Origin of the sequence: Bacillus sp. AFS018417, from assembly GCF_002560985.1 — a bacterium.
GTDB classification, from domain to species: domain Bacteria; phylum Bacillota; class Bacilli; order Bacillales; family Bacillaceae_G; genus Bacillus_A; species Bacillus_A rhizoplanae.
Map to the genome: position 1 here is coordinate 1 of NZ_NTTM01000005.1, position 15236 is coordinate 15236.

13 protein-coding genes and 1 pseudogene are annotated in these 15236 nt (G+C 35.0%); 10 read left to right on the plus strand and 4 right to left on the minus strand.

Annotated features, from left to right (window positions below; genetic code table 11):
* From CN326_RS03515 to CN326_RS03550, 7 genes are all read left to right on the plus strand, one after another.
* The coding region (locus CN326_RS03515) for a S4 domain-containing protein (protein ID WP_255258085.1) at nt 1-309 on the plus strand (309 nt) is incomplete at its 5' end.
* Nucleotides 310-692: 383 nt separating this feature from the next.
* Nucleotides 693-1406, plus strand: a complete 714-nt coding sequence (locus CN326_RS03525) for a protein rep (RefSeq protein WP_098306288.1) — start codon at nt 693-695, stop codon at nt 1404-1406.
* Nucleotides 1407-1973: 567 nt separating this feature from the next.
* Nucleotides 1974-3413 (plus strand): tyrosine-tyramine antiporter, encoded by a 1440-nt coding sequence (tyrP, locus tag CN326_RS03530; protein ID WP_098306290.1) that lies wholly within the window; start codon nt 1974-1976, stop codon nt 3411-3413.
* Between the two features lie 54 nt (nt 3414-3467).
* Nucleotides 3468-5330, plus strand: coding sequence for a tyrosine decarboxylase (tdc, locus tag CN326_RS03535; protein WP_098306292.1), 1863 nt, complete (start codon nt 3468-3470; stop codon nt 5328-5330).
* A gap of 117 nt (nt 5331-5447) precedes the next feature.
* A complete protein-coding gene (gene pdxK, locus CN326_RS03540; protein WP_218007842.1) occupies nt 5448-6263 on the plus strand; it encodes a pyridoxine/pyridoxal/pyridoxamine kinase in 816 nt (271 codons plus the stop codon).
* A gap of 282 nt (nt 6264-6545) precedes the next feature.
* Nucleotides 6546-7931: a Na+/H+ antiporter NhaC gene (nhaC, locus tag CN326_RS03545; protein WP_098306296.1), complete on the plus strand. Its 1386-nt coding sequence runs from the start codon at nt 6546-6548 to the stop codon at nt 7929-7931.
* A gap of 457 nt (nt 7932-8388) precedes the next feature.
* Nucleotides 8389-8682, plus strand: a complete 294-nt coding sequence (locus CN326_RS03550; protein ID WP_098306298.1) for a YerC/YecD family TrpR-related protein — start codon at nt 8389-8391, stop codon at nt 8680-8682.
* A 214-nt stretch (nt 8683-8896) separates the two neighbouring features.
* Here the strand turns inward: CN326_RS03550 and CN326_RS03555 are convergent, their stop codons facing one another.
* Entirely contained in the window at nt 8897-9181 is a 285-nt protein-coding gene (locus CN326_RS03555) for a hypothetical protein (protein ID WP_098306300.1), read from the minus strand.
* Nucleotides 9182-9454: 273 nt separating this feature from the next.
* Entirely contained in the window at nt 9455-10312 is an 858-nt protein-coding gene (locus CN326_RS03560) for a glycine betaine ABC transporter substrate-binding protein (RefSeq protein ID WP_098306302.1), read from the minus strand.
* A 210-nt stretch (nt 10313-10522) separates the two neighbouring features.
* On the opposite strand from CN326_RS03560, the gene CN326_RS03565 reads away from it, so the two are divergent.
* Nucleotides 10523-11728 carry a quaternary amine ABC transporter ATP-binding protein gene (locus tag CN326_RS03565; RefSeq protein WP_098306304.1) on the plus strand — a complete coding sequence of 402 codons (1206 nt, stop codon included), beginning with the start codon at nt 10523-10525 and terminating at the stop codon, nt 11726-11728.
* A complete protein-coding gene (locus CN326_RS03570) occupies nt 11721-12560 on the plus strand; it encodes an ABC transporter permease (protein WP_098306306.1) in 840 nt (279 codons plus the stop codon). The genes CN326_RS03565 and CN326_RS03570 overlap by 8 nt, the downstream gene beginning before the upstream one ends.
* 270 nt (nt 12561-12830) lie before the next feature.
* Here CN326_RS03570 and CN326_RS03580 read toward each other — a convergent pair.
* Nucleotides 12831-13112 (minus strand): annotated as a pseudogene (locus tag CN326_RS03580) (IS66 family transposase); the annotation flags it as partial.
* A 60-nt stretch (nt 13113-13172) separates the two neighbouring features.
* Nucleotides 13173-13325, minus strand: a complete 153-nt coding sequence (locus CN326_RS24490; protein WP_176524524.1) for a hypothetical protein — start codon at nt 13323-13325, stop codon at nt 13173-13175.
* 402 nt (nt 13326-13727) lie between these two features.
* Here CN326_RS24490 and CN326_RS03585 point away from each other — a divergent pair, with 402 nt between their 5' ends.
* The gene (locus CN326_RS03585) at nt 13728-15194 is read left to right on the plus strand and encodes an amino acid permease (RefSeq protein WP_483295627.1); all 1467 of its coding nucleotides are present in this window, start codon (nt 13728-13730) and stop codon (nt 15192-15194) included.
* Nucleotides 15195-15236 lie beyond the last annotated feature (42 nt).

Here is a 15236-nt window from a genome sequence, read left to right on the forward strand (position 1 = left end):
ACAGAAGCATTATTTAGCGGGGATATTAAAGCGTTAACTGCGGATGAAATTGAACAAGGCTTTAAAGATATGCCAACTTTCAATGCTGCAAAGGAAACAAAAAATATTGTCGAGTGGTTAGTAGATTTAGGAATTGAACCTTCTAGACGCCAAGCAAGGGAAGATATTAATAGTGGGGCTATTTTGATGAATGGAGACAAAGTAACAGATGTAAATACAGATGTTACAGTAGAAAATTCATTCGATGGAAGATTTATTATTATCCGTAAAGGTAAAAAGAATTACAGCTTGGTGAAATTAGGAGAATAAAGCTCTGTAAATATATAAATACAACCCCCTTTTCTTTTTAGGTGGGCGAGGGCACCTGGCCATGCGTATAAGCGGTCAGGGCCTTTTTCTGCCAGCAAAGGGAAAGCGAGTGCAGGTTATTTTTTATCCCGCTATTCGCAGGCTTTCCATCAGTGGAGGACCACTAATGGAAGTTTCACTTTATCCCGCATTAACGGGCAGTAAGCCCCCCACCTCAAGATTGAGANNCCGTAAAAGCCCGATTGGTTCAACTAACCGTAAGTGGGGGATAAAGAACCCCCCACTTACAGAAGGTTCACTTTATTCTGCATAGCAGCGACTTATCTGTTTGGAAATTAAAGTAGATTTATATATAGATAAAGTGAAGGTGAGGGGGATTAATTATGCTGACATCATGGGAACGAACTCTGGAATTAGCATATGTTAATCATCATGTGATAACGGAAGTTAATAAAAAGCAGCAAGTCAATTGGTTATTAGTAGATTTAGGCTTAGATAATATAAACGAAGAACAAATTAATGGAATGCTAGACAAGATGTTAATTGGGTTCAATCGGTTATTTAAGTATAAATCTGTACAACAAGCCAATCTAGGTTATTTTAGGATGTTGGATATTTTTAAAAAAGGTGATATGTATCATCCAAGAATTCACGTTTTACTTCCGGTGATAAAAAGCTATTTTCAAGGGAGATACTATATCAAATATGATAACTGGATCTCTTTGTGGAGTAGAGCGTTAGGAATAGAAAATGATTTGTATGTAAAAGTGAAAGTAGTTAACGGAAAAGAAGATGGACGTGAGATTTTTCAAGAAAAATTGTTAAAATTTCGTGAACAGAGAAGTGAAATCCCTCTTCGGGAAAGTAAAATAATTACATCTAGACGTTTAATAGGATACAGCAAATTGTTAAAAAATGTAATGGAGCGGTTTTTTTATGAAAATGAATCTCATTTAGGTGTGGATGAATTATGTATAAACGATTCAATTGCAAATCATGCGTTTGTAAATATGTTAGACTGGCATCCAGGTTTAAGAGAAGATGAAAAACTCCTTTTTAAAAATAATAATCAGCCTTTTTATGTAGCAGAAGAGTGAAGCAAATTCACTCTTCTTTTTTTTTGATTTTTACCGTGGTTATTTATCATTTAATTGTGTATTAATATTCATTTTTATTTATATTTATTTCGTGTGTTTTTATAAATAAAAGATTTAAAGCTTTAATGGATGAAAGCATTAAATCTTTAATGCTTTAAATAATAAGTTTTTAATTTATTTCAATAAACACTGTCAAATCAGTGTTTATTCGATTGTTGACAAAACAAAATTACGGGAGTAGACTGACGTCATAAGTTAACTTGTGTAATGATTCACAAGATGAAACTTAAGTTTTGTGAAGTGGTTTTTAGCAAAACAGATGATTATTTTATGAATATTATTCATTTCGTATTATGAAGAAATGAATGGCTGTATTCTACGAAATAATAGCATTGTTTGAAGAAAGGAATGATTCTATAGGATCTACAAATCTTGTATCAGATATTTTGTTTTAATACCCTAGTTTTTAACGTTTGTATTTTGATAGTGCAGTTCTTTTGAAAATTAGCGTATTAGTTCAGTTTATGTATTCTATAAAAATTAAATAAAGGAAAGAAGGGCATAGTTATGGCCAAGACAAAAAAATTAACGCTTTTTGGGTTAATTGGTATTACGATGGCATTCTTTGGTACTGTACGTAGTGTACCGACGCTTGCTATTACAGGATGGACGCAAATTTTCTATATGTTAATTGCTGCAGTTGTATTTGCTCTCCCTATTGCGCTCATGTCAGCCGAACTTTCGACAGGATTTCCTGAAGAAGGTGGCCCACAAGTTTGGGTTAGAAATGCATTAGGTGAAAAATGGGGATTTGTTACCTCATGGTTATTATGGGTTCAAATGTTTTTCGGGATGGTAATGGTTTCGTCAACTGTTGGTGTTCTATTCGGTTACGTTATTAATAAGCCAGAACTATCTTCAAACAACTACTTTATTTTTGCCGTAATCTTAATTTCATACTGGGGTGTGACTTTATTAAACCTTAAGTTTGATATGGTAAAAATCGCAGGTAACTGGGGCGCTGTTATTGGTGTATATATTCCATTTGTTATTCTCGTAGTTCTAGGTGTTATCTATATGATTAAAAATGGAATTCAGCCAAATAGTTACTTAGGGAATTTTAAACCAAGTGATTTAATACCTAATTTAAAAGACTTGGGAAGCTTAGCGTATTTATCAGGGATTATCTTTATTTTTGCGGGGGTAGAGATCTCATCTGTACATGCAAATAATATTGAAAATCCGAAACGTAACTATCCAATTGCTGTTATCGCTTCTGTTGTTTTACTAGTAATCTTTAATATTATCGCTGGTTTAACAGTTTCTAACGCAGTGCCACGCGGTCATTTAGAGTTAGCTAACATTACACAACCATACTTGATTTTCTGTCAAGATTTAGGAATTCCATCTATCTTTGTTAACATCATTTCTTTAATGATTTTAATTGGTGTTTTAGTGCAGCTAAGTGCATGGGTACTTGGACCAAGTAAATCTATGATTAAAGTGGCAGACGAAGGGAACCTACCTAAGTTCTTCCAAAAGAGAACAGAGAAAGATGTTCCTATCACTTTTGTAATGATTCAAGCAATTGTTATTTCGTTAGTATCTTTCTTATATGTAGTCGTTCCAGATGTTAATAGTGCATTCTTAATTATTACCATTACAACAACGATTCTATATTGTATCGTATATGCTTTAATTGCAATTTCAGCAATTCGCTTACGCTATAACATGCCTAATGTTAAGAGACCATTTAGATTAGGTAGTAAAGGAAATGGATTAATGTGGTTTGTATCTATTGTTTCAATGATAGGTATTGTACTTACGATTATTGTAAGTTTGATCCCACCATCCATTTTAAAACCAAGTCAGTATACTGGTTACGTAATTTATCAAGTGGCCGCTACGGTGGTTATGATTGGGATTGCTCTTATTATTAACAAATGTAAGAAACCAGAATGGAAAAAAGAAAATAACGAAGCAGAATATTTAAAACAAGCTAATTAAAAATAATTATTCTATATATTTATATAATTTGATTGAAAATTGGAGGAAATGAAAATGAAATATGAAATGCCAGACATTAATTTAAAAGCATTATTCTTAGGAGATAAAGGGGAAAATGTAGATTTATTTAAAGAACTATTATTAAAAATGGTAGATGAGCATGTCGGTTGGAGACAAAACTATATGCCGCAAGATTTACCTGTTATCACACCTCAAGATAGAAGTTCTAAAAATTTCCAAGAAACTGCAGATCATATTCGCAGTGTGTTCAATGTATTATCTTCTAAATTACGTACGAACTCTTTACCTTGGCATGCTGCTGGTCGTTTCTGGGGACATATGAACTCTGAAACATTAATGCCTTCTATCATCGCTTATACAGCAGCAATGTTATGGAACGGTAATAACGTAGCATATGAATCTTCACCAGGTACTTCTCAAATGGAAGAAGAAGTGGGACATGAATTTGCTGCACTGATGAGCTATAAAAAAGGTGAAAGTTGGGGACATATTTGCGCAGATGGTTCCATTGCTAACCTAGAGGGCTTATGGTATGCGCGTAATATGAAATCCTTACCACTAGCAATTAAAGAAGTAGCTCCTGAATTTGTTGCAGGTAAATCTGAATGGGAATTACTGAATATGTCTACAGAAGAAATTCTAGATATTTTAGATCAAATTCCTGAACAAATTGATGAAATTAAAGCTCATTCTGCACGCAGTGGTCAAAATCTACAAAAATTAGGTAAATGGTTAATTCCACAGACAAAACATTATTCTTGGTTAAAAGCTGCTGATATTATCGGTGTTGGTCTTGAGTGTGTAGAGCAAGTAGATGTTGATGACAACTATCGTATGGATATTAATAAATTAGAAGAAAAAATTCGTGAACTAGCAGCACAACAAATTCCTGTTCTAGGTGTTGTTGGGGTTATTGGTACAACAGAAGAAGGTCAAGTAGATCGTATTGATAAAATGGTAGAACTTCGTGAAAAATTAGCAGAAGAAGGCATCTATTTCTACATTCATGTAGACGCAGCTTATGGCGGTTATGCTCGTTCTATTTTCTTAGATGAAAATAACGAATTTATCGAATGGGATCAAATCGAAGAAGTGTACGCAAAACACAACATCTTCAGTGAAAAATGCGAATGGTTAACAAAAGAAGTTTATCATTCATTTAAAGCAATGAACCAAGCAGAAACGATTACAATTGATCCACACAAAATGGGATATATTCCTTACTCTGCGGGCGGTATTGTTATTAAAGATATTAGAATGCGCGATGTAATTTCCTACTTTGCAACGTATGTATTCGAAAAAGGTGCAGATATTCCAGCATTATTAGGTGCATATATATTAGAAGGTTCTAAAGCAGGTGCAACTGCAGCAGCAGTTTGGACAGCTCATAAAGTGTTGCCGTTAAATGTAACTGGTTATGGAAAATTAATTGGTGCAAGTATTGAAGGAGCTTATCGTTTCTATGACTTCTTAAGTGAAAAAGAATTTAAAGTTGGCGATAAAACAATTCGTGTGTATCCATTAACAAAACCTGACTTTAATATGGTTGACTATGTATTTAATGAAGAAGGTAATACAGACTTAGAAAAAATGAACAAATTAAATCATGATTTCTTCGATCAAGCTTCTTACGTTAAAGGCGGATTATATAATAATGAGTTCATTACATCTCATACTGACTTTGCTATTCCTGACTACGGTAACAGCCCACTTCCATTCGTGAAGAGTCTTGGATTTAGCGAAGGAGAATGGGATCGTGAAGGTAAAGTAACAGTATTACGTGCTTGTGCGTTATCTCCATATGCTCATGATAAAGAAGTATTTGAAGAATATGCTGTTAAGTTAGAAAAAGCAATTCAAGCTAAACTTGAAGCAATCTACAATGAAATGAAATAAGTTTAGTAGAAAACCATTTTAATAGAATGAATGTATAACGCTAACAGTCGTTATGCATTCATCTTTATATATAATTGACCTTATTTATTTGAGTAAGATCAATTGAGGAGTGAAAACGTGATGGTAAAAAAAGTATTAACGATAGCAGGTTCTGATTCAAGTGGAGGAGCAGGATTACAGGCGGATCTGAAAACATTTGAAGAGTATGGTACGTTTGGCCTAACTGCCATTACAACAATCGTCACAATGGATCCTGATCAAAACTGGCATCATCATGTTCATCCAATTGATAAGGAACTTGTACAAGCGCAATTAAAAACAATTTTTTCCGGCGGCAAATTAGATGCGATGAAAACAGGAATGCTTGGATCTATAGATATGATTGAGCTCGTAAGTGATGTAATTGAAACGTATGAGATGCAAAATGTTGTCATTGATCCGGTCATGGTTTGTAAAGGAGAAAACGAACCACTGCATCCTGAAAATGGACTTGCCATGCGTGATCTTCTTTTACCAAAGGCAACAATTGTAACACCAAACTTATTTGAAGCGGGTCAGTTATCTGGAATGCAAAATGTAAAAACGGTAAACGATATGAAAGAAGCAGCAAAGAGAATTATCGATTTTGGTGCTAAAAATGTTGTAATAAAAGGCGGAAAATCTCTAGCGGATCATAAGGCAATCGATTTACTTTATGATGGAACAGAGTTTGTGCTTTATGAAGCGGAGAAAATTCATACGAACTGTAACCATGGTGCCGGATGTACGTTTGCAGCAGCGATTACAGCCGGACTAGCTAAAGGACTTTCGGTAAAAGAAGCTGTGGCGAAGGCGAAGGACTTTACGACAGAGGGAATTAAACGCGGATTTGCTTTTAATACATTTGTTGGTCCAGTTTGGCATGGTGCATATAATAAAGCTGATTTGCGTTAACTGTTTTATATTTTTAGGTGAATAAAATAGGGCATAAACATCCATTGGCATGATTTGTAAGTGATATATACTCATCCAAAGCATTGTTTATGCCTTTTTATGGTTTATCCCGCTATTTGCGGGCAGTAAGACCTCCACTGATAAAAGTTTCACTTTATTTTCATTGATTCTTTTTTAATATAGTGTTTAGATATTGAATGTGCAATTGTTCACAAAAGTTAATAGTAAATGGATTAGTTGGTAGAATCCTACAACCATTTTACATGATAAGGAGTTATTAAAATGAAAAGAGATGTAACACTTAAAGAAAGTATCTTTCTTTTAGTTGTTTTATTAGCGATTATAGGAACTTGTATTATAGGCTTAAGTTTACCTCCTCAAGTGCCTATTTTAATCGCCATAGGAATTGTTATTTTATTTGCAAAAGTGAAAGGTTTTTCTTGGGACACAATTCATAAAGGGATTCAAAACGGAATTATACCCGGTTTAATTCCTATCATTATATTTATGCTAATTGGGATTTTAATTAGTGTTTGGATTGCGGCAGGAACAATTCCAACCATAATGATTTACGGATTTAAAATTTTATCTGCAAAATTCTTTTTACCTTCTGTTTTTGTCATATGTGCACTTGTGGGGATAATGGTGGGAAGTTCCTTTACAACCATTTCAACTGTGGGCATTGCATTTTTAGGAATGGGACAAATGATGGGCTTAGATCCAGCGATGATTGCAGGTGCTATTATATCGGGTGCTTTTCTAGGGAATAACATTTCTCCGTTATCTGATACAGCGAACTTAGCAGCTGCTATTGCAGAAGTAGATTTATTTGAACATATTCGTAGCATGATGCGGACAATTATTCCAGCTTTTGTTATAACTCTTATCTTTTTCTTACTTGTGGGACATGGAGCATCAGTATCAGCAGGAAATAATATCGATGAGCTGGTTCAGACACTTCATTCATCTTTTACTATTTCAGCTTTTACATTAATTCCAGTGTTAGTATTATTTTTATGTGCAAGAAAAAAAGTACCAGCTATTCCGACATTGTTACTTAGTATAATGATTACGATTGTTATCTGTTATATTTATCATCCGCATACTAGCCTTAGTCAAATGGCTGCTTTTATGCAAGATGGATTTGTTTCTAAAACAGGTGTAAAGAGTGTAGATGTGTTACTTACTCGCGGAGGAATGCAAAGCATGATGTGGTCTGTTTCTCTTATCCTTCTTGCTTTAGCACTAGGCGGATTATTAGTGGAAGTAAAAATCATTGAAAAGCTAATTTCTAAAATTTCGGGCATGGTAAGTACGAAAGGAAACTTAATGCTCATGACTGCATTAAGTTCTATTGGCATCAATGTTCTTTTAGGAGAGCAGTATTTATCAGTTATTTTACCAGGTGAAGCATTCAAATCACAATATGAGAAAATTCATGTAGATCCGAAAAATCTTTCAGGGATCTTAGCGAATGCCGGGGCTGCTGTGAATCCATTGATTCCATGGGGAGTGAGCGGTGTGTTTATCGCTGGTACACTAGGTGTACCTACGCTGCAGTATTTGCCATTCACTATATTTTGTCTAGTAGTTCCTGTAATTCATGTTGCTTTAGGATTTATTGGGAATGGAAAACAACAATTAAAAGAACATAAAGAAGCTAGTTAACGCATCATTTTCCATCGTAAAAGGAATTTTAATAGTTTTAAAAAAGCTGGTAAATGCCAGCTTTTTTATTTGAAGTATATGATACATAATGTAGACAAAATTTTGCCACGAATATTTAATATAGAGGCAGGATTCAATATTAAAAAATAGTGATATAATACCTTATACTCTTTAAAGTATTAATAAGATGGAAATAGAGGTGAATTACCTTTTTTTATATTTTTTTGATATATCTTTAGGGGTAGATTTGACATGAGAGTGTAATCGTACTATTTATATTTGTGAGGAAATTCACATTTGATATAGAAGAAAATAAAAAATAGATAAAGTCTTATCAGATAAAACATAATAGAAGATAAAGCAAACTTTCTCATGTGGAAGAGCTTTCATATACTTTGGCATAAGAATGAGGATCTTGTGGCGCAGCGGCTACTCTAATGAAAGTGGAGGTAGGCATATGCTAATAGATAAATTACGTGGAAAAGATTTAGATGAATTTTTTGAAGCAATGTTAACATTGGAAACGGTAGATGAGTACTATAGTTTTTTTGATGATTTATGCACAGTGAATGAAATGAAGACAATCTTTCAAAGATTTAAAGTAGCTAAAATGTTATATAAGCACAACACGTATCATGAAATTGAAGAAGAAACAGGAGCTAGTACAGCAACAATTTCTCGTGTGAAGAGATCTTTACACTATGGAAATGATATGTATGATGTTGTTTTTAATCGTATGAAAGAAAAATAAGTTTCACTTTATAGTTGCAGAAAATGAAGCGTTTTTTACTCTATAAACCTGGCCCTTTATCAAACCAATCATAGAAGAAACACCTTCACAAATGTGGTGGGTGTAAGAGTTGAGATACGGGGTATGGAAACGATTCAAGGAATGAGAGATTGCTCATACAATCAATTTGAAATCAAAGAAGAAAGCAGGTTCATTCGGCCTGCCTCTTCTTTTTTTATATATGTTGATCTGCTTGATCCAGTAAATTTGCCAGTATCATGCTATTCTCTTGATCTGCATCGTACTGTACAATATCGTCATACTCAAACAGTTCGAATCCTTCATCAAATTCCCGTTTCATGAAGTTGATAAATTCTCCAACGTTTTCTCCTATTTCTTTATTACGGCGAAACTCCATCATAATCGCTCTAAATCGGTGGGGAGGAATTTCGCATTTAATATGATAAGCTTTGCTGATACTAAAGGAATCTCCTGAATCGTATAAGGTGTATGTATACAATAGGAATCGTCTCCTTTCTTACGTGATATGTATATTGTTCTATAATTGAGCAAAATTCATCCGTGCTTATGAGATGGTTGCTTGTATAATTCATTCATCATCTTCTCCATCTACAGCATGAATGATTTTAAAAAAGTAAAAGACGGTTATCCCGCATTAACGGACAGCGGAAGAAGCGAAAAAATACGGTATCGTGGATGCTGTGATTGACAAAAAATAATGTGAAATAGGCAAGAGAATCTCATGTTCTCTTGCCTATTTTTGAGTAGTAAATTAATCCTTTATCCACCCATCCACTAATGCTTGATTCTTTTTAATCCATTTTCGTGCAGCATCTTCAGGGTCCTTTGTTTTATTTAACATTACCATCAATGTACCAAGCTGTTCATCATTCATTTTCCATCTATCAAAATAGTTCACAATTGCCGGATAATCTTTTTCGAAATCTTTTCGTACAGAGTAATAAATGTCGTCTTTTTCCCCATATACTTTCTTAGGATCCTTTAAATATTTTAAATCAAATTCTGAAAAGCCCCAGTGTGGATTCCAAAGCGTAACAGCGATTGGCTTCTTTTGCGTATATGCTTTTTTTAACTCGCTCATCATTGCAGCTTCTGAAGACTGGACAAGTTTTAGTTTTATATCATATTCTTTCATCGCTTTATTCGTTAAATTCATAAGGCTACTACCTGGTTCAATACCGACAATTTTATTATCCAGTTCGTCTTTATGAGCGTTTAAATCTTCGATACTGTTAATGTCCTTCATATAAGAAGGGACGACTAAACCTAGCCCAGTTCCTTCATACCATTTTGATTTTAAAACAATGTCATTTTTATACCGATCATTTAATGGTTTATCAGTAACAGGGAGCCATACTTCTAAGTTTGCATCTACATCGCCGCGAGCAACGCCGGTCCAAATGGCAGCTTTTTCTAAATACATGAGTTCAACTTTGTATCCTTTTTGTTCTAATAAAACTTTCCACATATTTGCAACCGCAATATTTTCCTTCCAACTTGTTACACCAAGTTTAATTTTTCCTTTTATATTTGCATTTGTTGCATTACAAGAGGTAATAATCATACTGATGAATAACAAAATGCATATAAGCCATATTTTTCGTTTCATTGAAAGCCTCCCGTTTCATAAATAGAAAATTTCTTTTTATGGGAATGTGTGTATTTAATTTTGTATAGCATTGCTAAATCTATATGCGAACCTTCTTATTATGAACGGAAACGAAGATTTTAAAAAATCTTATAGGAGTAATTTCTATGTAATATTTCTGTTTAAAATCGCTACACTATGTGAATAGATGGGCAGAAAAGGAGTCGTTGTATGGAAAATACAAAAGTTCGTGTTGAAAACGTAACAAAAGTATTTGGAAAAAACCCTCAAAGAGCAGTTGCTTTATTAAAAGAAGGAAAAAGTAAATCAGAAATATTGAAAGAAACAGGGATGAACGTTGGGGTGAAAAAGGCAACGTTTGAAGTATATACAGGAGAAATATTTGTAATTATGGGATTGTCAGGAAGTGGGAAGTCGACTTTAGTTCGGATGTTAAACCAATTAATAAAACCAACAGCAGGTCATATATACATAGATGGAGAAGATATCGCAACGATGGGAAAAGAGGCGCTTCGAAAAGTCAGAAGAACAAAGATGAGCATGGTTTTTCAAAAGTTCGCGTTATTTCCTCATCGTACAGTTATACAAAATGTTGCCTATGGTTTAGAAATACAAGGGGTTCCGGTAGGGGAAAGAGAAGTAAAGGCACTGGAATCACTTAAGTTAGTAGGATTAGAGCATCATAAAGATAGTTATCCAGGGCAATTAAGCGGCGGTATGCAGCAACGCGTCGGCATTGCAAGAGCTCTTACAAACGACCCGGATGTCCTACTTATGGACGAGTCATTTAGCGCATTAGATCCACTCATTCGAAAAGAAATGCAGGATGAATTGTTAGAGCTACAAGATAAGATGGAAAAAACAATTATTTTTATTACGCATGATTTAGATGAAGCGCTTCGAATTGGTGATCGTATTGCATTAATGAAAGATGGAGAAATCGTACAAATTGGAACTCCTGAAGAAATTATGATGAGCCCTGCGAATGAATTCGTGGAAAAATTCGTTGCAGATGTGAATTTAGGAAAAGTTATTACTGCTGAATCTATTTTGAAAAGACCAGAAACATTACTAATCGATCGCGGACCACGTGTAGCACTGCAAATTATGAGAAATGCAGGCGTGTCTACTGTATATGTTGTAAATAAAAAACATGAATTTTTAGGGATATTAACAGCTGATGACGCAAGTAAAGCAGTTCAAAAACAGTGGCCGATTGCTGATTTACTGCTGAAAGATATTCCGCACGTGTATTTAGATACATTACTTGAAGAGACATATGGGAAAATGGCAGAGATGAAGCTCCCATTACCGGTTATTGATGAGAAGAAAAGGTTAAGAGGCATAATCAAACGAGAAAGTGTCATTCAAGCCCTTGCAGGAAACATTGAGGAAGAGGTGAATGACGATGAATAGTATTCCACGCATTCCATTAGGTGAATGGGTCGATGTGTTTGTAGCTAGTTTATATGCTCATTTTGAAGGGCTATTTAGAGGTTTTTCATACGTTATTGGTGGTTTCGTTGATTTATTTACAAATTTTTTAACGTTGATTCCATCATTTTTCATGATCATCATTGTATGTTTTCTCATTTGGTATACAACGCGGAAAATATCCTTGGTGGTTTTTGCGTTAATTGGCTTATTATTCATTCTAAACATTCACTACTGGGGACAAACGATGCAAACATTAGCGCTTGTTCTTACGTCGGTTATCATTTCCATTATTGTTGGGATTCCAATCGGTATTTTAGCGTCACAAAATGAACGATTTTCAAAAATTTTAAGGCCAACATTAGATTTTATGCAAACAATGCCAGCGTTTGTGTATTTAATTCCAGCGATTACATTTTTTGGGGTAGGTGTCGTTCCAGGGATTATTGCATCTGTAATTTTTGCGATGCCACCAACAATTCGCTTTACAGACTTAGGAATTAGACAAGTACCAGAAGATTTGGTTGAAGCTGCGAATGCTTTTGGCTCTACTGCATCACAAAAGTTGTTTAAAGTACAATTGCCGCTTGCGACAGGAACCATTATGGCCGGGGTTAACCAAAGTATTATGTTATCATTATCAATGGTTGTTACAGCGTCACTTGTAGGAGCACCAGGACTTGGTGTAGATGTATATCGCTCTGTAACACAAGTTAACATTGGAATGGGATTTGAAGCGGGGCTAGCTATTGTAGTAATTGCAATTATATTAGATCGAGTTACACAAGGGTTTCATCGAAAAAGAAGAGGATAAAAAAGCATTCATTATATGAAGATAGTTACCGAAATAAAATTTTGAATTGAATATAATATGTCGAAACATATTTATGATGGAATTTTATCCCGCTATTTGTGGGTAGTAAGACTCCCACCTCAAAATTCGGCGAAAGCAAAGAAGTTAAGTGGGGATAAATTGCCCGTAAAAGCACGATTGGTGAGGGCTGATAATCAGTGGAGGAGTAAACGTAAAGTAACTCCAAAATATACAATAAAAGTTGATTTAGGAGTTATTTTTTGTTTACTTCACTTTTTTCCCCTTCTGTGAATCAGGTAAAGCCTTTAAGGTTTCATCAAATTTCCGTCTGGCATGTGCCCAACATCCCACAAGGGTGACATCCGGTACTTGATGATAACCACTATATCCATCTACTTGTAAATACCCTTGAAAACCAGTTAAAAAACGTTTCGGATGCTCCCCTGCTCTTGTGGGTTGATAGTCATAAAGAAAGATAGGGATATCTCCTGTACGGTATCACCACAGATAGGACTTGGTTGTTGCGGCCCGCCCAGGTTCGCGTAAGACTTCCGATTGGGAGGGCCATCAGTGGGGGATGAAGAAAACCCCTCCACTGTTGGAAGTTTTACTTCATTGCAAAAGAGTTACTACTATGCCGTAAATTGATAATCCAATGAAAGTTGGAATACCGACAATAACAATTTGCTTTACATTTTCATATGCTTTCGGTTCTACAAGAGGCAAATCTTTTTCCTCCATTTGTCTATACTGTTCTCGTTCCATATTATCCCACCTTTATGATTGTACGATAATGTATTCAAACAAGGCGGTTTATGTTAATTTTGCTGAATTTAAAATAAATGTTGAATATTCAGTTTATTTGTATTATTATTAGTCTATTAACGGATGACAGTGATTAGCCTCCCTGCAAGCCCGGATATTGTTACGATGAATTGAATAGAAATGAATTGGCTTCTTTCCACTTGAACTTCCTTAGCAGGAAGACGAGCCATAGGGATAGAGACAGTAAAATCCAATGTGACTCTTTACATTGTTTTTCTGGCTCTTTTTATTTTTTCTATAAATAAGAAAAGGATGAGCGTTACATATGCTTATCAGAAGAACGATTTATAGGACGGGTTTTAGAAAGCGTTATCAATGACGGGCAATGTTTCAATCTTATGTATGCTAGAAGGATTTGTGAAAATAAATACTTATAGGTTGGTGATCTTTTTGGTTAAAGAAAAAAATGAACTGCAAAAAGACTTAAAAACCAGGCATATAACAATGATTTCAATTGGTGGGGTTATTGGAGCAGGATTATTTGTAGGGAGCGGAACGATTATTCAATCAACAGGTCCAGCAGCAATTTTGTCTTATATTATTGGTGCTTTAATGGTTGTACTCGTGATGCGGATGTTAGGAGAGATGGCTGCGGTAAATCCTGATAGTGGTTCTTTTGCAACATATGCTCATAAGGCAATTGGACCTTGGGCAGGGTACACAATCGGTTGGTTATACTGGTTTAACTGGGTCATTATTATCGCAATTGAAGCGGTATTGTTAGGGGCGATGGTCAACAATTGGTTCCCTTCCATACCAGCATGGATAGCTAGTCTTTCCATGATTATTTTGATGACGATTACGAATATGTATTCTGTAAAGCTATATGGAGAGTTTGAATATTGGTTAGCTTTTATTAAAGTTGCAGCGATTCTTGTATTTTTAGGTTTAGGAATTGCTATGATTTTTGGAATTGTCCCTGGTGTGGACAGGCCTGATTTTTCTACAATCTCTGAAAACGGGGGCTTTTTTCCAAAAGGGATTGTTCCTGTACTGCTGAGTGTTGTATTTATTTCCTTCTCTTTATCGGGGAGTGAGGTAGCTGCTATCGCGGCGGGAGAATCTGAAAATCCAGAGAAAAATGTTATAAAAGCAATTAATACTGTTGTATGGCGTCTTATGCTTTTCTTTGTAGGGTCTGTAACAATTTTGGTCATTTTCATTCCGTGGAACGATGCGTCAGCATTGAAGCTTCCTTATGCAAGTTTATTTCGTATGGCAGGAGTCCCTGCTGCTGCTGAAATTATGAACGGGGTTGTGTTCTTATCTTTGCTTTCTGTTTTAAATTCAGGATTATACACGAGTTCTCGCATGTTATTTTCGCTTGCGAAAAAGGGAGATGCTCCTATTGCTTTTTCAAAATTAAACAGTAGAGGTGCACCAATTTGGGCAATATTTGCAAGTGTATTATTTGCATTTGTTTGCGCTATGCTGAAGTTTATATCTCCTGATAAACTATTTGCTTTCTTAGCAAATAGCTCAGGCGGCGTTACAATGCTTATGTATATGTTTGTTGCGGTTTCTCATATTCGATTAAGAAGAGAGGCGGAAAGAGAAAACCCAGGAAAACTAAAGGTGAAAATGTGGTTATTCCCTTATCTCACGTACGCAACGCTTCTTATGATTGTTACGATATTTGTTTCGCAAGCATTTATAGCCGATATGCGCATGCAATTTTATATGACGATGTTAGCTACTGCTATAGTGATAGCATCCTATTTTCTAAGAGTTAGAAATACGCCTATCAAGGATGATAAGGCAGGATTTCCAATTTTAAAAGGTTCGGGGATCGGTTTAGAGAAGGACTAGGTCGTATGTAACGCAAAAAAAACGAAAAAAGGGGTAAGTTCA